The organism is Marinobacter alexandrii, from assembly GCA_039984955.1.
Classification (GTDB): Bacteria; Bacteroidota; Bacteroidia; order Cytophagales; family Cyclobacteriaceae; genus Ekhidna.
Map to the genome: position 1 here is coordinate 177,520 of JBDWTN010000005.1, position 18,898 is coordinate 196,417.

At 37.0% G+C, this 18,898-nt stretch carries 20 protein-coding genes and 1 tRNA gene; 14 read left to right on the top strand and 7 right to left on the bottom strand.

Going from position 1 to position 18,898, the window contains the following annotated elements; all coding sequences use genetic code 11:
- Position 1: 1 nt before the first annotated feature.
- From ABJQ32_01620 to ABJQ32_01655, 8 genes are all read left to right on the top strand, one after another.
- The gene (locus ABJQ32_01620) at positions 2 to 1,108 is read left to right on the top strand and encodes a hypothetical protein (GenBank protein ID MEP5288316.1); all 1,107 of its coding nucleotides are present in this window, start codon (positions 2 to 4) and stop codon (positions 1,106 to 1,108) included.
- A gap of 86 nt (positions 1,109 to 1,194) precedes the next feature.
- The gene (locus tag ABJQ32_01625; protein MEP5288317.1) at positions 1,195 to 1,872 is read left to right on the top strand and encodes a metal-dependent transcriptional regulator; all 678 of its coding nucleotides are present in this window, start codon (positions 1,195 to 1,197) and stop codon (positions 1,870 to 1,872) included.
- Positions 1,869 to 2,783: a zinc ABC transporter substrate-binding protein gene (locus tag ABJQ32_01630; protein MEP5288318.1), complete on the top strand. Its 915-nt coding sequence runs from the start codon at positions 1,869 to 1,871 to the stop codon at positions 2,781 to 2,783. The genes ABJQ32_01625 and ABJQ32_01630 overlap by 4 nt, the downstream gene beginning before the upstream one ends.
- Before the next feature lie 32 nt (positions 2,784 to 2,815).
- Positions 2,816 to 3,175 carry a four helix bundle protein gene (locus ABJQ32_01635; GenBank protein ID MEP5288319.1) on the top strand — a complete coding sequence of 120 codons (360 nt, stop codon included), beginning with the start codon at positions 2,816 to 2,818 and terminating at the stop codon, positions 3,173 to 3,175.
- Positions 3,168 to 3,971 carry a metal ABC transporter ATP-binding protein gene (locus ABJQ32_01640; GenBank protein MEP5288320.1) on the top strand — a complete coding sequence of 268 codons (804 nt, stop codon included), beginning with the start codon at positions 3,168 to 3,170 and terminating at the stop codon, positions 3,969 to 3,971. The genes ABJQ32_01635 and ABJQ32_01640 overlap by 8 nt, the downstream gene beginning before the upstream one ends.
- A complete protein-coding gene (locus ABJQ32_01645) occupies positions 3,971 to 5,257 on the top strand; it encodes an iron chelate uptake ABC transporter family permease subunit (GenBank protein MEP5288321.1) in 1,287 nt (428 codons plus the stop codon). Before ABJQ32_01640 ends, ABJQ32_01645 begins: the two co-directional genes overlap by 1 nt.
- Positions 5,257 to 6,096: a metal ABC transporter permease gene (locus tag ABJQ32_01650; protein ID MEP5288322.1), complete on the top strand. Its 840-nt coding sequence runs from the start codon at positions 5,257 to 5,259 to the stop codon at positions 6,094 to 6,096. Before ABJQ32_01645 ends, ABJQ32_01650 begins: the two co-directional genes overlap by 1 nt.
- Positions 6,093 to 6,467, top strand: coding sequence for a hypothetical protein (locus ABJQ32_01655; GenBank protein ID MEP5288323.1), 375 nt, complete (start codon positions 6,093 to 6,095; stop codon positions 6,465 to 6,467). Before ABJQ32_01650 ends, ABJQ32_01655 begins: the two co-directional genes overlap by 4 nt.
- On the opposite strand, the gene ABJQ32_01660 is transcribed toward ABJQ32_01655, so the two are convergent.
- Positions 6,461 to 6,991 (bottom strand): adenine phosphoribosyltransferase, encoded by a 531-nt coding sequence (locus ABJQ32_01660; protein MEP5288324.1) that lies wholly within the window; start codon positions 6,989 to 6,991, stop codon positions 6,461 to 6,463. The genes ABJQ32_01655 and ABJQ32_01660 overlap by 7 nt on opposite strands.
- 162 nt (positions 6,992 to 7,153) lie before the next feature.
- Between ABJQ32_01660 and ABJQ32_01665 the strand changes: the two genes are divergently transcribed.
- Complete coding sequence (locus tag ABJQ32_01665; protein MEP5288325.1) at positions 7,154 to 7,537, top strand: hypothetical protein; 384 nt, start codon at positions 7,154 to 7,156, stop codon at positions 7,535 to 7,537.
- Between the two features lie 68 nt (positions 7,538 to 7,605).
- A complete protein-coding gene (locus ABJQ32_01670) occupies positions 7,606 to 9,249 on the top strand; it encodes a hypothetical protein (GenBank protein MEP5288326.1) in 1,644 nt (547 codons plus the stop codon).
- Between the two features lie 15 nt (positions 9,250 to 9,264).
- Here the strand turns inward: ABJQ32_01670 and ABJQ32_01675 are convergent, their stop codons facing one another.
- Positions 9,265 to 10,503 (bottom strand): ABC transporter permease, encoded by a 1,239-nt coding sequence (locus tag ABJQ32_01675; GenBank protein MEP5288327.1) that lies wholly within the window; start codon positions 10,501 to 10,503, stop codon positions 9,265 to 9,267.
- A 21-nt stretch (positions 10,504 to 10,524) separates the two neighbouring features.
- Here ABJQ32_01675 and ABJQ32_01680 point away from each other — a divergent pair, with 21 nt between their 5' ends.
- Complete coding sequence (locus ABJQ32_01680; protein ID MEP5288328.1) at positions 10,525 to 11,820, top strand: hypothetical protein; 1,296 nt, start codon at positions 10,525 to 10,527, stop codon at positions 11,818 to 11,820.
- Between the two features lie 127 nt (positions 11,821 to 11,947).
- Here ABJQ32_01680 and ABJQ32_01685 read toward each other — a convergent pair whose 3' ends face one another.
- On the bottom strand, positions 11,948 to 12,547 hold the full coding sequence (locus ABJQ32_01685; protein MEP5288329.1) for a tRNA-(ms[2]io[6]A)-hydroxylase: 600 nt from the start codon (positions 12,545 to 12,547) through the stop codon (positions 11,948 to 11,950).
- Positions 12,547 to 14,442: a putative porin gene (locus tag ABJQ32_01690; protein ID MEP5288330.1), complete on the bottom strand. Its 1,896-nt coding sequence runs from the start codon at positions 14,440 to 14,442 to the stop codon at positions 12,547 to 12,549. The genes ABJQ32_01685 and ABJQ32_01690 overlap by 1 nt, the downstream gene beginning before the upstream one ends.
- Before the next feature lie 108 nt (positions 14,443 to 14,550).
- On the opposite strand from ABJQ32_01690, the gene ABJQ32_01695 reads away from it, so the two are divergent.
- Positions 14,551 to 15,645: a Nif3-like dinuclear metal center hexameric protein gene (locus ABJQ32_01695; protein ID MEP5288331.1), complete on the top strand. Its 1,095-nt coding sequence runs from the start codon at positions 14,551 to 14,553 to the stop codon at positions 15,643 to 15,645.
- A gap of 8 nt (positions 15,646 to 15,653) precedes the next feature.
- On the top strand, positions 15,654 to 16,436 hold the full coding sequence (locus tag ABJQ32_01700; GenBank protein ID MEP5288332.1) for a C4-type zinc ribbon domain-containing protein: 783 nt from the start codon (positions 15,654 to 15,656) through the stop codon (positions 16,434 to 16,436).
- Positions 16,437 to 16,497: 61 nt separating this feature from the next.
- On the opposite strand, the gene ABJQ32_01705 is transcribed toward ABJQ32_01700, so the two are convergent.
- The 3 genes from ABJQ32_01705 to ABJQ32_01715 are packed head-to-tail and all read right to left on the bottom strand — an operon-like array spanning position 16,498 to position 18,672.
- The gene (locus tag ABJQ32_01705; protein MEP5288333.1) at positions 16,498 to 17,055 is read right to left on the bottom strand and encodes a 1-acyl-sn-glycerol-3-phosphate acyltransferase; all 558 of its coding nucleotides are present in this window, start codon (positions 17,053 to 17,055) and stop codon (positions 16,498 to 16,500) included.
- Between the two features lie 5 nt (positions 17,056 to 17,060).
- On the bottom strand, positions 17,061 to 17,726 hold the full coding sequence (locus ABJQ32_01710; GenBank protein ID MEP5288334.1) for a hypothetical protein: 666 nt from the start codon (positions 17,724 to 17,726) through the stop codon (positions 17,061 to 17,063).
- Position 17,727: 1 nt separating this feature from the next.
- Positions 17,728 to 18,672 carry an acetyl-CoA carboxylase carboxyltransferase subunit alpha gene (locus ABJQ32_01715; protein MEP5288335.1) on the bottom strand — a complete coding sequence of 315 codons (945 nt, stop codon included), beginning with the start codon at positions 18,670 to 18,672 and terminating at the stop codon, positions 17,728 to 17,730.
- A gap of 129 nt (positions 18,673 to 18,801) precedes the next feature.
- On the opposite strand from ABJQ32_01715, the gene ABJQ32_01720 reads away from it, so the two are divergent.
- Positions 18,802 to 18,875, top strand: a tRNA-Asp gene (locus ABJQ32_01720).
- Positions 18,876 to 18,898: the final 23 nt, after the last annotated feature.

Consider the following 18,898-nt stretch of genomic DNA (forward strand, 5'->3'; position numbering starts at 1 on the left):
TATGAAGAAAAAGATTGTGATAGCTTCCGTACTTAAACCTGTAGACGATGTACGGGCTTTTTGGAAGTTTTCTCAATCAATGGCGAAAACAAATAAATATGAAGTTAATATCATAGGAAATAGCACGAAAAAAGAAATAGATACCCCAGGAATTTATTTACATCCTCATCTATTAACACGAACAAATTGGTTAGTAAGACTTTTTATCAGACCTAAAATTTTATTCAAAATTCTGTCAATTAGACCTTCTTTGCTAATCATTACGACACATGAGTTAATCGTCACAGCATTAATTGCAAGAGTCTTAACTCGTTGCAAAGTGGTTTATGATGTGCAAGAAAACTATTCGAGTAATCTTAAGCATTTGAGTCGATCAATCATAAAAACGATTTATGCGGAAATTATTCGCTTTAAGGAAAATCTATCAAAGAAGTTTATCAATGAATTTTGGCTGGCAGAAAAGTGCTACGATGAAGAACTGTATTTTGTTAGAAATAAGAATGTAATCTTAGAAAACAAAGCTATATCCACTGCAGAATCCAGCAGGAATTGGAATCAAACAAATCTGATTTTTTCTGGGACAATTTCTACATATGGAGGGATAAAGAATGCAATCAATGTATTTCTTGCTATTCAAAAAGTAGAACCAGAAACATTAATTCATATTATTGGACAAGTTCATAGTATTGATATAAAGAAATGGCTTTTGGAGCAGCAAAAGAATCACTCTAATATTCTATTAACCATCTCCTATAGTCCAATACCTTATCCTGAAATTCTTGATGCTATTTCAAAAGCAAATCTTGGAGTAATTGGTTATGAAACAAATACTGTCAATCGTAATAAAGTACCGACTAAACTTTATGAATACTCCAGATATAGGCTACCTTATTTAGTTTCAGAAAATACCAATTGGATGAGCAAAGGTGAAGAATTGGGAGGCGCAATTCCTGTGAATTATACCACAATTAATGCACAAGAAATTTTAAAATCATTATCTAAAAAGGATGAATTGTTTACTGGACTTTATCCGGAGAGCGCAACATGGGAGTATGAATCACTTAAACTAACATCATCACTTGATCATTTAATAAAAGTGGTTAAATAGCTTGATTATTAGCGCTTTAATTATTTTAAAATAAGTACTTCTAAATTAATATTTAGATTAATCTAAATATTAATTAGCTTTGTCACATGGTTTCTAAACTGAGTTTTACTGAAGAAAACTATTTGAAAGCAATCTATCACCTTTCTGATGGTGGGAATGAAAATGTAAACACAAACGCGCTTGCTGAAAGCATGAATACCACACCAGCTTCAGCAAACGACATGGTGAAAAGGCTTTCACAGAAAAAACTCATCGGATATCAAAAATATAAAGGAGCAAAACTTTTACCTCAAGGCAAGAAGATCGCATTGACTATTGTACGGAAACATAGGCTATGGGAGGTCTTTCTTGTTGATAAACTGGAATTCAAGTGGGATGAGGTTCACGAGATCGCAGAGCAGCTTGAGCATATAAAATCACCTGCACTAATCGAACGTCTTGATCAATTTTTAGGACATCCAACTATGGATCCTCATGGTGATCCTATTCCGAACGCCGACGGAATAATGACCAAGACTATAAGAGCATGCATATCAGAAGTAGATGTAAACACAATGGGTATTTTAGTCGCCGTAAACAATGATAACGCATCGCTACTTCAGCATCTTGATTCATTAGGACTTAAAATTGGATCTAAAGTTCATGTTCTTGAGCGTATGGATTTTGATGGGTCTTTATCTATTACCATCGATGATAATGAAAGACAGTTTCTATCTCAAACAGTCGCGAATAACTTGATGATCACCATAATAGAAAAGAAATGAAAAATATTGCTACTTTTTCAATATGCATAGCTCTTTTTGGTTTCGGTTGTTCTACGAAAAATGAGCAGACAACTAGCACTCCTCATGTAGTAGCCACAACAGGAATGCTATATGATGCTGTCATCAATATTGCAAAAGACAAGGTTACTGCGGAAGCAATTATGGGCCCAGGAGTTGACCCCCACCTTTATAAAGCTACACAAGGAGATTTATCAAAATTTAATAAGGCAGATCTAGTTGTTTATAATGGAATTCTTCTGGAAGGCAAAATGAGTGAAATCTTGGCGAAGTTGGGTAGGCAGAAACTAGTTGTAGCAGCTGCTGAGTCAATCCCAAAGCATATGCTTAAATCTGCTATTGGATATAAGGATGCATATGATCCTCATGTCTGGTTTGATATTAACAGATGGAAGTATGCTGTTAAATCTATTAGCAAATCCTTAGTCAGCTTAGATTCTACCAATCAAGCATTCTACCAAAAGAACACTACTGAGTATTTACTTCAACTAGATAGCCTTGAAGAATATGTAATACAAAGACTCAAAGAAATCCCCAAAGATCAGCGGATTCTTGTCACTGCTCATGATGCCTTTGTCTATTTTGGAGATGCCTACAACATTCAAGTAGAAGCGCTTCAGGGTATTTCTACTGTAGCCGATTTTGGTTTAAAAGACATTGCTCAGATTACAGACTTGATTATTGACAATAACATAAAAGCAATTTTTGTTGAAACTAGTGTGTCTGAGAAGTCCATCAATGCCGTTGTGACAGGATGCAGAGAAAGAGGGCATGATATAAGGATTGGTGGGTATCTATATTCTGATGCAATGGGTGAATTTGGCACAGAAGAAGGAACCTACATTGGGATGTTTAAAAAAAATATTGAAACAATTGTGGAGGCTTTGAAATAGCTTCTAGCAATTGGTAATTTGGCCATTGGAATATGAGAGATTTTAGAAATCTAGAGGTATGGCAGGAAGCACATCAAATAGCTTTGAAGTGCTATCATATATCTAAAAGTTTTCCTAACGAAGAAAAGTTTGGTATTACAAGTCAACTTAGAAGAAGTGCTCTTTCAATTCCAACAAATATTGCGGAAGGTTGCGGAAGGAGTGGTCAATTAGAGTTCAAACGATTCTGCGAAATAGCTATGGGATCTGCTGCAGAGGTTGAGTATTTGCTCTATTTCAGCAGCGAAATAGACCTAATTAGTAAGCCTGATTACAATGAAATTAATAATGAGTTAATCACATTGAGGAAGAGACTAAACGCGCTTATCCAAAAACTAAAAGTCAATGTCTAATAGCTTTGTAAAACAAGTTGAAAATCCGGCACTTGAGATCCATGATCTCACGGTAAGTTATGATAAAAAACCAGTCCTATGGGGTATTGACTTATCTGTACCTAAAGGTGCTCTTTGTGGTATCATCGGTCCTAATGGAGCAGGTAAATCAACGCTTATTAAGGCTGTAATGGATCTAGTGGACATGAACTCTGGATACGTAAAACTTTTTGATCAATCTCTAAAAGAAGTAAGAAAGCAAGTAAGTTATGTTCCACAAAGAGAATCTGTGGATTGGGACTTTCCAGCATCTGTACTCGATGTAGTATTAATGGGAAGATATTCAAAACTTGGGTTATTCAGAAATCCGAGAAAAGCAGATAAGGAAGCTGCAATGAAAGCTTTGGAACTGGTCGGTATGGACAAATACCATAAGCGTCAAATATCCCAGCTCTCAGGCGGTCAACAACAACGTGTATTTCTGGCAAGGGCTCTAACTCAAAATGCCGACATCTATTTTTTAGATGAACCATTTGCTGGAGTAGATGCGGCAACAGAAAAAGCTATCTTTAAAATACTTCAAGAGCTCTCAAGGGAAAGTAAGACTATCATAGTTGTTCACCATGATTTACAATCTGTAGAAACTTATTTTGATTGGGTTATCCTTCTAAATCTTCGCTTAGTTGCGTCAGGACCCACCAAGGAAGTGTTTAGCCCGCAACTTCTGGAAGAAACGTATGGTGGAAAGCTAACCCTTTTAACAGAAGTTGGAGAGCTCGTCCAAAAAGGGGAATTTCAAGCGAGAGAAAAGCAATAATGGAAACCTTAATTGAATTCTTTTCTTTCAAATATCCAAACATCAAATACGTAGTATTCGGTGCAGTTCTGCTTTCTATTAGTTCAGCCGTAGTGGGTTGTTTTACATTCATAAAGAAAAAATCCCTTGTGGGAGATGTGATCTCTCATGCAGTTCTACCCGGAATTTGTATCTCTTTCATGATCTCAGGAAGTAAAGATCCATTCCTACTAATTATTGGAGCATTTATCTCCGGTTGGATATCGATTATTGTAATGGATGCAATTATTCAAAACACAAAAATTAAAGAAGACGCAGCTACAGGCCTATCCCTCTCTGTATTCTTTGGCATTGGTATTTTGTTGATGACGTACATACAGCATTCCGGTAATGCTTCACAAAGTGGTCTGGATACATTTCTTTTTGGCAAAGCAGCTGCACTTGTAGGTAAAGATTTAGTTGCATTCAGCATTATTGCTTTTATCGTATTAATCACAGTTTTTGCATTCTATAAAGAATTTAAACTCATCAGTTTTGATCCAAATTTTGCGCGTGTAATTGGACTTCCTATTAAGAAATTGGAAATGGTTTTGACATCTGTCACGGTTTTAGCTGTTGTAACTGGCATACAAGCTGTAGGTGTTGTTTTAATGGCAGCTATGCTTATTACTCCTGCAGCTGCAGCTAGGTTTTGGACAAACAGGTTATCCAAAATGATTTTACTAGCCTCCGTATTTGGAGCTTTTTCAGGAGTTAGTGGAGCCTACATTTCATACAGTGCTCCTTCTATGCCTACCGGACCATGGATGGTTATGATCTTATCAATAATCGCGTTATTCTCTTTTTTCTTCGCTCCAAGAAAAGGGATCGTGGTAAGGCAATGGAGAAGGTTTTCCATTCGAAGACAACTACTGGAAGAGAATCTATTAAAAGCATTTTACAGGATTGGGGAGAATAGCGGCGAACATTACAGTGTCGTAGCAGTAGATGATATTCGACTTATTAGAAATTTCTCTTCAGCTCAATTAGTTAAGGGCTTAAGAAAGTTAAAAACACATGGGTATGTTAAGAAAACAAGCCAAAACTGGTTGTTGACTAAAGAAGGTTTTGAAAAAGGCAAACGGATAACAAGACTTCACAGGCTTTGGGAACTTTACCTAACCAAATATTTACGAATTGCTCCTGATCACGTTCATGAGGATGCTGACACTATAGAGCATGTAATAACTCCGGAACTTGAAGCACGACTAGAGAAGCTACTAGAGTATCCTACTTCAGACCCCCACTCTTCCGAGATACCAAAATAATGGATGCTTTCTGGATTATATTGACAGGTTCCTTAGTTGCAGTTAGCTGCTCCATGCTTGGCACGTTTCTCGTTTTAAGAAAAATGTCAATGGTAGGTGATGCTATTTCACACTCAGTATTACCGGGAATTGTTATCGCTTTCTTCATTGCCGGAAGCATGCAGTCAGTCTGGATGCTATTAGGTGCAGGAATTCTAGGAATACTGACCACCTTCTTGATTGAGTTCTTTCACCAGAAAGGAAAATTACAAGCTGATGCCTCCATTGGTGTAACATTTACCTGGCTGTTTGCTTTAGGTGTTATACTCGTAACCTATTATGCGGGCAATGCCCATATAGATCAAGACTGTATTCTTCATGGTGAAATCGCCTATGTGCCAATAGATCTTATCTATACAAACTCTGGTAATCCTATTGCGCCGAAGGCCGTCATAATCCTCACGGTAGTACTAATTCTTATTCTTCTTTTTATCTTCTTATTCTATAAGGAACTATTCATTACAACATTTGACTCGTCTTTTGCTACTGCTATAGGTATATCCACATCTAAATGGCATTATGCTTTAATGAGTCTGGTTTCACTTACAACAGTCGCTTCTTTTGAATCAGTGGGAGCGATCTTGGTTGTTGCTCTCTTAATTACTCCCGCAGCTTCAGCTTATTTAGTAACAAACCAATTGAAGTCTATGTTAATACTAAGTTCCGTTTTTGGAGTTTTTAGTTCTTTCTTAGGCTATTGGTTAAGCTATATTTTAGATGGATCAATTGCAGGTGCTATGGTGACTGTTTCCGGAGCTATTTTCGCATGCTGTTACATAATTACAAGATTTAAAAAATGAAGAATATTCTTTACGTTCTATTCACTTTACTCTTAACATCTTCCTGTTATGATAGGTTATCTATGGAAGGTTTTGACGAAGAGCTATGGATCAATTCCAAAGAAGATTGCAGCACATATCGGCTGGATGTAGCTAGTTTGATAATAGAAAAACAAGACATTCTATTGAAAGGGACTCAGAATGAAGTGGAGAGTTTATTAGGCAAAGCTGAGGAACATGAGCTCTATAATAGAAATCAGAAATTTTTTCATTATCGTCTAACTCCTCCAAATAGTTGTGGAGATCAGAAGACAATCAAATTCCTTTCGGTAAGATTTAACGCAATAGGAAGAGCAAACTTAGTCCAGGTAATGCTCCGTGAGCCTCAGTAGGTTATTAAGGAATGCACATCGCAATCGTAAGGCTTAAGGGAATTAACGCCTTTTAAAAAGCCTAATTCAACTAAAAAGGAAAATCCCGCCACTTCTCCACCAGATACCTTGATCAACTCTGCGGCCGCCATTGCTGTTCCCCCGGTAGCAAGCAAGTCATCATGAACTAACACTTTTTGATTTTGGAGGATACCATCGCGATGTATTTCCATCTCAGCGGATCCATACTCTAGATCATACTTATAAGAAAAGGTATCTGCTGGCAGTTTTCCTTTCTTTCGAATAGGAATAAATGGGATTCCCAATTTTTGTGCAAGGGAATTCCCCCAAATGAATCCACGTGATTCGATTCCAACTATTGCATCAATGTCTATCCTACTCCAATAGTCAGCTAGGGCTTTTGTAATATCTGAGCTGAGGCTAACATCTTTCAGAAGTGGTGTAATATCTTTAAAAACAATTCCTGGTTTTGGAAAATCAGGTACATCTCTAATTGAATTAATAATTCTTTCTTGTAGATTCATGAATAAGAAAAAAAATAGGTTTTAAAATTGAGGCATCATATTTGAAAACATAATCACAAAAAACTCTGTGACTATGAAAACGGCAAGATAAGGTCATTTGAACTTTCTATTCAAACCCATCAACTTGCATATTCAAAGTCCCAACTTAAAATAATTATCGACATGAAAAATCTATACTCAATATTATTTTTTCTGTGTTTAGTTACTGCAACTCAAGCACAGAAGCTTTCTAAAATTGAAGAATTACTTCAATCAAAGCAAAAGTGGAATGTAATGGATGTTAAAAGCAGGCGTCCTTATTTCGAAATTGGAGAAACATTTACCATTCGGATAGACCGTAAATTCTATCACGATAGAAATAACTATGCAAAGCTAGGTGGAGACTGGAGTCTGAATGGCAAGGATTTAATCCTAACATATGATTCTTTCACTGAAGAAAGAAGAAGGATTCCTTATGTATATAAGATCAAGAAGTGGGGGAAAAATGGTTTTCGACTTTCTTATCGGAACAAATACAATAAAAAAGAAAAAGTCTATTTGAAATAATTCAGCCCCTTTTTAGGGGCTTTTTTCATTATCAATGACTACACAGTAGTCATCGACTATTAAAGACTATGAACATTAAGCTAGCTACATTCTCATTAATCTTATTTTCATTAGCCTTTTCTGGCTATTCTCAAGAAACTTCCAGTGAGTATTCTGATTATTCTTATTTATGGGAAGAAACGGCAAAAAAGAAAAAAAAGAAGCGAAAGAAAAAAGATCAAATAGTCAAAATAGATTCATTACAAATTCCATCTGATAGTTTGCTTCTGGATAGTCTTAAACAACAAGCATTACTAGTTTCATCTGATACACTAAAACCAGATTCCACTATTGTCAGCAAGATTGATTCCTTAGAAAACAAGGAAACAATAGAAAAGCCTAAACCTAAAAGGGAACGAGTAGAGCGTCCTTCCATCAGTGATTTCAGAGAACCAATGGTGCTCCCAAACGATAATGGCAGTATAAATGGAGGAATGACTTACACACAGATCGATGGAAAAGATTATGTAGGATTGGTGTTATCTCCTGAGTTTAAACTTGGGAAGGTTGGTGTCGGACTGAATGTTCCAATTCTCTATGGGTTGGACGACAAGTCTATACGCACGGAAATATTCGAAGATGGTGTCGGTGTTGCTAGGTTATTCAGATACATAAGGTATGGAGCTCAAAAAAAGGATCCTGTGTATGTAAAGGCAGGAGAAATTTCAGGTTTAATGCTTGGCTATGGAGGGTTAATGAATAACTATACTAATTCTACCAGTTACGAAAAACGCAAAGTCGGGATTCATGCTGATTTTAATTACGATCGATTTGTAGGCCTGGAATTATTATATAGCGACTTGAACCCTCAATCATTCAATCTTTTTGGTGCACGACCATATATCAGACCTCTTTCTGCATTCCCATTGAAGATTATCAATACACTTGAAGTGGGAGCCTCATACATCGTAGATAAGGATCAGACGGATATCATTACCAGTGATTCTACCAGCACGACTTATACGTTCACAAAATCTGGAGCAAAGGGATTAGGAATAGATATGGGCCTAACGTTGTTAAGCTCCCCTTTTATACAGATTGACATGTTTGCTTCTTATTCTAGGCTAAATATTGAGAGTGATACCTTGACTCAACTAGCGAATGCTTTTGGTGAAAATGATTTTAAAACAGGTTCAGGAGTATCTGTGGGAATGAACTTCAGAATGCATTTTATCGCAGATGTTTTTAGCACAGATATACGTATCGAACGACTCAACAACTCAGACCATTATATTCCTCAGTTCTTCAATGCGACATATGAAATAAATAAAGATGCCAGAATCGCTTCTTTGATCACTACAGAAGGGAAAAATGGTATTTATGGATCACTAAGAGGCCATGTATTGAAGAAGGTCTCTCTTGGTGGTAGCTTGATGATACCAGATGATATTTCAGTTGCATCACCTGCGTTCGTAGAATTATCTGCAGATATGGAAAGATTAGCTGATAAATTTTCATTTCATGGGAATTATGTAAAAGGAGATCTGGATGATTTAGGAGATGCGTTCAGTTTCGACGAACGCTCATTAGCCAAAATGCGCTTTATCTACCACATGAATAAATTCTTGGCAACAGGTGTAGATTACTACTGGTTATTTACCCCAACAGCAGAAGGTGAATTCCAAGCTACAAAATACGTGATGCCTTATTTTGGAGTAAGTATCGCTCTCTAGAAGCTTTTATTCTAATTATTCAAACCTCAATGAGTCGATAGGGTCAAGCTTAGACGCTTTGTAGGCTGGGATATAACCAGATATTAATCCTACTGCAACACCAATTAGTACTGCGATGAACATCCATAGCCATGGAACTACAAAACCGGAATTAAATATCAATGATGATGTCAGGTTTCCTATGGTCATTCCCAGTACAATACCTCCTATACCCCCCATTTGACAGATTACAATTGCTTCAATTAAGAACTGCTGACGAATTTTTAATGGTGTGGCACCCAAAGCTTTTCGAACCCCAATCTCTCTTGTCCTCTCTGTAACAGAAACAAGCATGATATTCATCAAGCCAATTGAAGCTCCTATAAGAGTAACGAAACCTATTGTAAATCCACCTGCTCTAAGGTAGCCCGTGATTTCTCCCATACGCTCAGCAAGCGATTTACTAGCGGAGAGTTCAAATGAATCTTCATCTCCAAGTCTATCTTGACGAATCGCTCGCATTAAACCGCGGGCGATTCCCATCGCATTTTCCATCTGCGTAGGATCAGTAACAGAAACTGCTATTTCATATCCAAAATTTCTTTCTGGTGCTATTATCCTAGCCGTTTGCATCGGAATAATTATGGTCCTGTCTATATTCGAATTACCACTTGCTCCTCCCTGTTCTGCAATTGTCCCCACAATTCTGAACTTATTCCCCATCAAGCTAATTTTCTTACCCACAGGACTCTCATTGTCATCAAACAGTTCATCGATTACATCACTCCCAACAAGAGCCACATAACTACCATTTAAGCTTTCATTGGCTGAGAATGGCCGACCTTGATCTACATCATATCCATCTACTGTGAGGTAATTTTCATCCCCACCCCTAACAATTTGATTTGGGTTAGTAACCTTCGATTCATACTTCACTTCAGCTTGCCCTGTAATTACCGTATATATTGAGACAACTCCAGGTCCTTCATACTTCTCTTTGAAAGTTAATAGTTCATTATAAGTGACCTTAGGATACCTCTTCGCCTTTTTTCCATCTGAAGATCCTCTATCTCTCCGCTTATCTTCAATATCAAATGTGTTTGCGCCAAGACTAGAGAAGCTATTATTAATTGAATTCTGAATTCCATCTATGGCAGTTAAAATACCAACCAAAGATGTGATACCAATGGAAATAATGGCTGCAGTCAGGAATGTTCTAAGCTTATTAGCCTTAATGGATTTAATTCCTTCTTTAATGTTTTCGCGAATGTTCATCGTTTGGCTTTAGTAAAACACATGATTTTGATTAACGTTGTATATACAAAAGTGATGCATATGCGGGGAATATTGTTACTAATTTTCTTAAATGTATTTATATCCAGTCAGGCGGCATATATCCTTATCCCAATGGATGAGGGTCAGTCTAATCACCTGAAAGCTTATGGAATAGCTTATTGGATTCTTGAAAAAGAAGTGGAAGTTGATTGGATGCTTAATTATAAGGGTGGAAGTTTTATGATTAAACATCTGCAAGCCTTTGAAAATGAATGCATTATAAGAGGAGTTTCTTATCAAGTCATTTCAGATGCGGAGGCCAATGATGTTCTCAATCTGATTGCTAGTCCATCTTCCAACATGGATGTGATGAAACTTGAGAAATTTCCAAAAATTGCGGTCTATTCTCCAAAAAGTAAGCAGCCCTGGGACGATGCTGTTACATTGGTACTGACGTACGCTGAAATACCTTATGATGTAATCTTTGATGACGAAATCATGGGTGACGAACTTCCCAAGTATGATTGGCTTCATTTACACCATGAGGACTTTACCGGACAGTATGGCAAATTTTATAGAGCATATCATCACTTTCCCTGGTATCAACAGCAACAGCGTGAATATGAGGAATCTGCTAAAAAGCATGGATTTAGTAAAGTTTCACAACTTAAGTTAGCTACTGTCCAACGAATTAAATCTTACGTAGCTAGCGGAGGATTTTTGTTTGCCATGTGTTCAGCTACGGATACATACGACATTGCTCTTGCTGCCGAGGGATTGGATATTGTAGAAAATATCTATGACGGAGACCCAGCTGATCCACGAGCGCAATCGAAGCTTGACTTCTCTAAGACTATGGCATTTGAAAATTTCACTATTGAGCGAGACCCAATGCGTTATGAGTACTCCAACATAGATAATCAAGCAAATGAGCGAGGCTTGATTGAGAGGAATGATTACTTCACTTTATTTGAATTCTCCGCAAAATGGGATCCAATACCAACTATGCTAACTCAGAATCATCAGCAGATCATCCATGGCTTTATGGGGCAAACTACTGGTTTCAAAAAGCAACTGGTCAAAGGAGATGTAATCGTGATGGGGCAAACGCCAAGTATCAATGAAGCGAAGTATATTCATGGAATAATGGGACGAGGATTTTGGACGTTTTATGGTGGGCATGATCCGGAAGATTATCAACATTTTGTCAATGAACCCCCTACTGATCTAAACTTACATCCAAATTCTGCTGGGTATCGATTGATATTAAATAACATTCTATTTCCAGCAGCAAAAAAGAAGAAACAAAAGACCTAGTGAAACGATATTACTCAGAAACAAGTACTATGACCAAATGACGATATACCTATATCTCTTACAGAAGAAAATGAATTGATAGCAGAAATCATTAAAATCAACCCACAGATAAGAATAAGTATTTCTTCTAGTGCATTCGATCTGGACGTGGCACAAGATCTCTCATGATGTCTGCTTCTCCGGTGAGGAATTCTTTCCAACGCTTCTCAACCCTCTCTTCGTCCATATATTCTTTAGCCAAATCAATAAAATTGTGATAATGACCAGCTTCAGAAATCATTAAATCATAGTAAAATCGTTGAAGCTCCTGATCGTCCAGGTTTTTCCAAAGTAGTTTAAATCGTTCACAGCTTCTAGCTTCTATTAGCGCATTCATCAATAGCCGTTCAACTAATTGTTCTTCTCTGGCACCTCCCTTCTTTATAATTCCATTCAATCGAGAGACATATTCATCTTTTCTGGGCTTCCCCAGGCCAAATCCTCGCTTCTTCAAATGTGAAATTACCAACTCAAAATGTGCCCACTCCTCAGCCACTACTGGTGTAAGTACATCCACAAGTTTTTCGCGTTCAGGAAACATGATGATAAGTGAAATACAAGAGGAAGCAGCTTTTTGCTCACAATAGGCATGATCAACCAAGATATCCTCAATATTTTTTTCAGCAATGTTTACCCATCTTGGGTCTGTGGGTAACTCAAGTCCTAAAGTCGTTTTAGCAGGATTCATTAGTCAAAAAACATCCATCTAATAGCTAAATCAATTACTTTCTGCTGGCCAGGGTAATTTGGAGTAACAAAGTATCCATCATTTCTTGGCTCATTAAAATGAGTCCACTTCAGCATAAAAAAGAATTTATCAATCTTCATATTCAAGAAAAGGTCGGTAGCCATATATCCGAATATCTCTTGATCATTTTGAAGATAAAATTGCTGAATCTCAGGAGCATATGCATTACCTAAATAAGAAGAACGTGCGTGTGCATCTATTCCAAATTCTACAGGTACAAGGTCTTTAAACCAATTTCCTCTCCAAAAATAACGTCCATTGAAATAAAGGTCAGGAATTCTAATAAAATCAGATGAACCTCCAGAAATATTAGTTGCTATAATTTCATTTTCAAGATGCCATCCCTCCTTTTTATCATTGTATAATCGAAGGTTAAAATCTCCGCCAAACGAAGAGATAAGAACACCATCACTGGATTGTTGTGGGTTTATTTCCTCATCGAAATACACAAAATTATTGTAGGCTGTAAAACTTGCTTTAGGCCTCAATTCGAAAGAATTAAAATTCAATTTTATTGTTCCTTCTAATTTATTGGTGAAGACCGGGTCAAACGAATTGTGCCATTCGTGATGATTTCCAAAGTAGTCTGTATAGATAAAGGGAACATTAAATTTCATGGAATTGTAACTAATATCAATAAAATCGCTGGATAGATTACCTCCAAATTGATATTCTCCTCCTCCTAAATATTCAGCATTGGTAGAGATTTTAAATTTTTCCTTCCAATTAAATCGAGCATATGCTCCTAGGTATTTTTCAACTGTTGCTTCTCTTGGATCGTAAAGAAGGTATTGCCAGTCAATGGAGCGCAAACGAGCATAAAACCGATAGAATACTGACGAAAGATCCCCTTTTATTCCTGCCTCATTAGATAAAGACGTAAACACCGCTCTCTCATTTGTCGAGTCAGTTCCTAATAGAAATTCATCATAAAAATCTAAGTACGGATTATATCCATCAGCTGCTGATCCATCAGCAACATCCTGATAGATATTCGTTTCTTTCCGATAGTCAAAGGTGTGATACAGCTGAAATTGCTCTGCGATTTGATAATCCTGGTAAAGATGCCATCTAGAAGTCTTTACAACACTTTGTGCCTCTTCTAATCGGACGAGAGAATTGTTAAAAAGAAAAAAATCACTTCTTAAGTTTTCCGAAGTTGGTCGTGCACCTCCTACCTCAGCCACCTTGTGGCTCATACTGGAGTAGTTAGCGGTCATTTGATAAGGAGCTGTTGAATGCTTATAATGGGTATAAGCGACGAAAGAAGTTCCTAAAACTTGCCGATCTGTTTGATTTGTTGGTGCTAGTTGCTTGTTTGCAGTAATCTTACGAACATCAAAGCCAAGGTTCCAGTTTTCATTTACATTTCTGGAAAAGCCAATATCTACGATGTTTCGGTTGCCCCCACCCAATAGCACAAATAACTCTATAAATGGGGATTTAGTATCATAATATTTGATCTCAGATGGTTGGAAAGCATACTGATCATAAGCATTAAATCCTGATGTCCTTCCAAACATTTTCTGTGGAGTATAGAATATCGGAAATAAAGCTGTTCCTAAGTTTCCCAGATTTTGATATTTCCTTCCAGATCGATTTACAAAGGATTGCCTTTCGAAAAGATAGATTGAAGTATCTACTTTTTGATAGAGATCAATATTATTAAGGAGATTATTTTGAAACGTATACTCAGTTGTACTTGGTCCATAAACCTGCTTGGTAGAATCATCTACAATCTGGGCTGAAAGGTTTATAAGAAAACAAACTGCTACTAGTGATAAAATTTGACGCACGCACAAATCTAATGATTGGTTTGGATGGATTGAATGCATTTTGCAGACATTTACAAAAAGCATTCCATTTCATTGTTATTTGCTTAAGGTGAAATCAAAAATCCATCTAGGATAAACTATAATTGTAGAGTGCGAATAAAGAATTTTATGCAGATAAAAGATATTACTGAATTTCTAGATTCTTGGGCTCACCCCTCACTTCAAGAAAATTATGATAACTCCGGTCTATTGCTCGGCGAAAAGAATGATACAGTTAATCAAGCTCTTATTACACTTGATGTGACAGAAGAAGTTGTTGATGAGGCTATTAATTCTCAATCAAATCTCATTATTGCTCATCACCCATTCATATTTAAGGGAATCAAGCGTATCGGAAACTCACATTGGATTGATAAATGTATAAGGAAAGCAATAAAGAATGATATAGCTATCTATGCTATCCATACTAATCTAGACAATGTTCACACGGGGGTGAATAGAAAAATAGGAGAAAAAATAGGACTCACTAATCTGTCCATTTTATCCCCCAAAAAGAACACACTATCCAAGCTTACGGTTTTCGTTCCAAAAGATAATAAAGAGGATGTTCTAGCGGCAATGTATACCGCTGGAGCTGGTATGATTGGGAATTATGATCATTGTAGCTTTCAGATTGATGGGACTGGAACCTACCGTGGGAATGAAGCGAGCAACCCCACAATAGGTACACAGGGCATGAATGAACAAACAGAAGAAACCAGAATCGAAGTAATCGTACCAAACCATAAGTTGAATAGTGTTTTGTCTGCAGCTAAAAGTAGCCATCCATATGAAGAGGTAGCGCATTATATCAATGTTTTGAATAATCTGAATCAAGAAGTTGGATCAGGTATGATAGGCGAATTGGACAGGGAGGTAAATCCAGAACAGTTTCTATTGGAATTGAAATCTGCTATGAATTTAAATACCATCCGTCATACGAAGACTGTCAAGGGTAAAATCAAGAAAGTAGCAATTTGTGGGGGATCGGGAAGCTTTTTATTAGATCAAGCTATTTCTAAGCAAGCAGACATATTGATTACTGCAGACTTCAAATACCATGACTTTTTTGAAGCGAATAATCAGATAATTATTGCTGACATTGGTCACTATGAAAGTGAGGTATTCACTAAAGAGTTACTACAGGATGCTTTAACTAAAAATTTCACTAAGTTTGCGTTCTGTTTGTCGAAGGTAGACACGAACCCGATCAAATATCTATAGAAAACTGAATGGAAAATACAGTAGCTAAAAAGCTAGAGGCTTTAGAAAAACTTCAAGCGTTAGACTCAAAAATTGACGAAATAAAGAAAATTAGGGGAGCACTCCCTGAGGAGGTTCAGGATCTGGAAGATGAAATAGCCGGATACCAAACCAGAATTGATAAGCAAGATCAAGATCAAAAAGATTTAGAAGAAGCAATATCTGCTAACAAGACTGCTATAAAAGATGCTGAAAAGCTGATTAAAAAGTATGAAGAGCAGCAGATGAATGTTCGAAATAATCGTGAATATGATGCGATTACTAAGGAGGTTGAATTGCAACAGCTTGAGATTCAAATTCTTGAAAAACGAATCAAAGAGGCTCACGAAAAAATCGATTCTAAAAAGGAAGAGATAGGAGAAACAAAATCTACTCTAAGTGAGAGAGAAAAGGATCTCAAAAGCAAGAAAGAGGAGCTTGATAATATTGTGAAGGAGTCTGAAGCTGATGAGCAGAAGATGGAGAAAGATCGAACAAAAGCCGCTAAAAATGTTGATGACAGACTCATTAAATCTTACGATAAGGTAAGAATAAATATGAGAAATGGTCTAGCTGTTGTTCCTGTTAAAAGAGGAGCTTGTGGCGGATGTTTCAATGTTGTACCTCCTCAGAAGCAAGCAGAAATAAGAGAAAAGAAGAAAATTATAGTTTGTGAGCACTGCGGAAGGATTCTTTCTGATGTAGAAGACGTCATTGAAGAGGAAGTAAAACCAAAAAGAAGAACCACTCGCAAAAAGGCAGAGACGAAATAGATCGTTGAAAATGAAATAAAAAAGGCTTCCAAATGGAAGCCTTTTTTATTTGCTAAATACTTTAAGTCACTCCGTTTTCAGGATTCTTCCCTTTGAATTGTCGGAAATAATCTTTTATTTCTTCAATTTCTTTATTCATATCACCCTTAGTATAAAATGGTTTATCTACGAATACTGTTTTAGTTGCGTAATCAAACCCAATTTTAACAATAGGAACATTGGCTTCATTTGCTATCCGGTAGAAACCAGTCTTCCACCGCGGAGCATGGCTTCTGGTTCCTTCCGGTGTTATGGTCATAATGAATTCTTCTCGTTCGTTGAAAAGATCTACAACCTGCTGAACCAACTGGGTACTTTTCTTCTTGCTTCTTCTGTCAACAGGCACACCTCCTATAAACGATAAGAACCAACCTATTAAGGGTATTTTGAAAAGTTCACGCTTAGCAAGGAAGTTGGGTTTAAAGCCGATTACATTTCTCGCCCCCCACCCAACAAAAAAGTCCCAATTACTTGTATGAGGAGCTACGATGATGACATATTTCTTAACATCAGATGGTTTACTTCCATCGACCTTCCATCCAGACAATTTGTATAAACCTCCTAGTATTGCGCTTATCATAAATACTATTTATCCAATTGGTATTTTCTCAACATACTTTCAAGTTCTTTAGCATCCTCTAAGGCAGCTTCATACTTGCTAACCTTACTTTGAATAAACGCAGTATACAGTGAAAAAATCATGATAGCATCAGAATTTTCATCCCCGCCTTGTTCACCAATGCTTTTTTCTCCAGTGAAATACTCACTTTTACTTACAAACCATGGAATTACCTGATCCATTAAAAAAGATACTTGAAAATCTCCTTGTGCTACTAATTCTTCTGAAGAATTCTGGTAGGATAATATCTTTTTTTTGAGTTCGAAATCACTTATCAAATCAAGTTTTCCTGATGATATAAGACTGTTGATTGTAATATTTGTTGGAGCATAATTGTTAATATCAAAAAAGACAGCCATTTTTTCACTTAAGCTATCTCCTCCCTTTTTCAATGTCAACAATTGAATAGCCTCTTGCATGAGTGCCAGTTTCTCCTTGTTGTCTGGAATCTGATAGGACTCAAAAGTGTGTATATCTGATTCTACCTCTTCAAGAATGGCTACAACATTGAGCTGAAAATCCTTTTTCTCCTTAGCTCTTTCCGATTCATTGGAAATAATAAATGCCAATGAAACTCCCAGAATAACGGAGAAAAAGCCCATTAGGTGATCAGCCCAGTTGATCTTTTTCATATTAACTATACGAACCCATAGCAGAGAATTTCTCTATACGTTCTTTGATTCTTTCATCAGGTTTTTTCGCTGAAAGTTCTTTAAGCTCTTTTAGGATTATCTTTTTCAGTTCTTTCGATGCTGCAGATAAATCATTGTGTGCTCCACCAAGCGGTTCTTTAATGATTCCATCAATCAATTTGTTTTTAAGCATATCATCAGCTGTCAATTTAAGAGCTTCGGCTGCTTGTTCTTTGTAATCCCAACTTCTCCATAGGATTGAAGAACAGGATTCAGGTGATATTACTGAATACCAGGTATTCTCCATCATAAATACTTTGTCTCCAATGGCTATACCTAGAGCTCCTCCAGAAGCTCCCTCTCCTATTATAATACAGATCACTGGAACTTTTAATACAGCCATCTCTTTGAGGTTTCTCGCAATGGCTTCACCTTGCCCACGTTCTTCAGCTTCTAGCCCAGGAAAAGCCCCAGGAGTATCAATTAGTGTAACAACAGGCTTATTGAACTTTTCAGCCATCTTCATCAGTCGCAAAGCTTTTCTATATCCTTCAGGATTGGCCATGCCAAAATTTCGCATTTGGCGTTGTTTTGTAGATCTTCCTTTTTGCTGGCCGATAAACATAACCGATTGGTCTCCTAGCGTGCCAAACCCTCCGACCATCGCTTTATCATCTTTTACCGTTCTATCCCCGTGTAACTCAATAAAGTCATTGGTGATCTCATATATATAATCAAGCGTGTAAGGTCTCTCCGGATGACGAGACAGCTGGACTCTTTGCCATCTGGTTAGGTTACTGAACGTCTCTTTCTTTAATTTCAATATTTTCTTCTCTAGTTGACTTACTGCATCAGACACATCAACATCACTGGTTTTCGCCAGATCCTTCATGTCAGTAAGTTTAGATTCTAGTTCAAAAATCTGTTTTTCAAAGTCTAATAGCATAAGATTGAGTTTGCAATAACAAACTTACTGTGAAAGCATTAAACAGATTTAAAATATTCTTAAGAAAATAACCATTTAGCTATTGTTTAGAAAAATATAAGCTCTTACTTTTGCAACGCTTTACAGCACGGTCCGGTAGTTCAGCTGGTTAGAATGCCTGCCTGTCACGCAGGAGGTCGCGGGTTCGAGTCCCGTCCGGACCGCTTAAAGTGAAAACCCAGTAAAT

Coding starts and splice junctions, on each gene's coding strand:
- ABJQ32_01620 (MEP5288316.1), top strand. CDS start 2: ATGAAGAAAAAGATTGTGATAGCTTCCGTACTTAAACCTGTAGACGAT.
- ABJQ32_01625 (MEP5288317.1), top strand. CDS start 1,195: ATGGTTTCTAAACTGAGTTTTACTGAAGAAAACTATTTGAAAGCAATC.
- ABJQ32_01630 (MEP5288318.1), top strand. CDS start 1,869: ATGAAAAATATTGCTACTTTTTCAATATGCATAGCTCTTTTTGGTTTC.
- ABJQ32_01635 (MEP5288319.1), top strand. CDS start 2,816: ATGAGAGATTTTAGAAATCTAGAGGTATGGCAGGAAGCACATCAAATA.
- ABJQ32_01640 (MEP5288320.1), top strand. CDS start 3,168: ATGTCTAATAGCTTTGTAAAACAAGTTGAAAATCCGGCACTTGAGATC.
- ABJQ32_01645 (MEP5288321.1), top strand. CDS start 3,971: ATGGAAACCTTAATTGAATTCTTTTCTTTCAAATATCCAAACATCAAA.
- ABJQ32_01650 (MEP5288322.1), top strand. CDS start 5,257: ATGGATGCTTTCTGGATTATATTGACAGGTTCCTTAGTTGCAGTTAGC.
- ABJQ32_01655 (MEP5288323.1), top strand. CDS start 6,093: ATGAAGAATATTCTTTACGTTCTATTCACTTTACTCTTAACATCTTCC.
- ABJQ32_01660 (MEP5288324.1), bottom strand. CDS start 6,991: ATGAATCTACAAGAAAGAATTATTAATTCAATTAGAGATGTACCTGAT.
- ABJQ32_01665 (MEP5288325.1), top strand. CDS start 7,154: ATGAAAAATCTATACTCAATATTATTTTTTCTGTGTTTAGTTACTGCA.
- ABJQ32_01670 (MEP5288326.1), top strand. CDS start 7,606: ATGAACATTAAGCTAGCTACATTCTCATTAATCTTATTTTCATTAGCC.
- ABJQ32_01675 (MEP5288327.1), bottom strand. CDS start 10,503: ATGAACATTCGCGAAAACATTAAAGAAGGAATTAAATCCATTAAGGCT.
- ABJQ32_01680 (MEP5288328.1), top strand. CDS start 10,525: ATGATTTTGATTAACGTTGTATATACAAAAGTGATGCATATGCGGGGA.
- ABJQ32_01685 (MEP5288329.1), bottom strand. CDS start 12,547: ATGAATCCTGCTAAAACGACTTTAGGACTTGAGTTACCCACAGACCCA.
- ABJQ32_01690 (MEP5288330.1), bottom strand. CDS start 14,442: ATGCATTCAATCCATCCAAACCAATCATTAGATTTGTGCGTGCGTCAA.
- ABJQ32_01695 (MEP5288331.1), top strand. CDS start 14,551: ATGCAGATAAAAGATATTACTGAATTTCTAGATTCTTGGGCTCACCCC.
- ABJQ32_01700 (MEP5288332.1), top strand. CDS start 15,654: ATGGAAAATACAGTAGCTAAAAAGCTAGAGGCTTTAGAAAAACTTCAA.
- ABJQ32_01705 (MEP5288333.1), bottom strand. CDS start 17,055: ATGATAAGCGCAATACTAGGAGGTTTATACAAATTGTCTGGATGGAAG.
- ABJQ32_01710 (MEP5288334.1), bottom strand. CDS start 17,726: ATGAAAAAGATCAACTGGGCTGATCACCTAATGGGCTTTTTCTCCGTT.
- ABJQ32_01715 (MEP5288335.1), bottom strand. CDS start 18,672: ATGCTATTAGACTTTGAAAAACAGATTTTTGAACTAGAATCTAAACTT.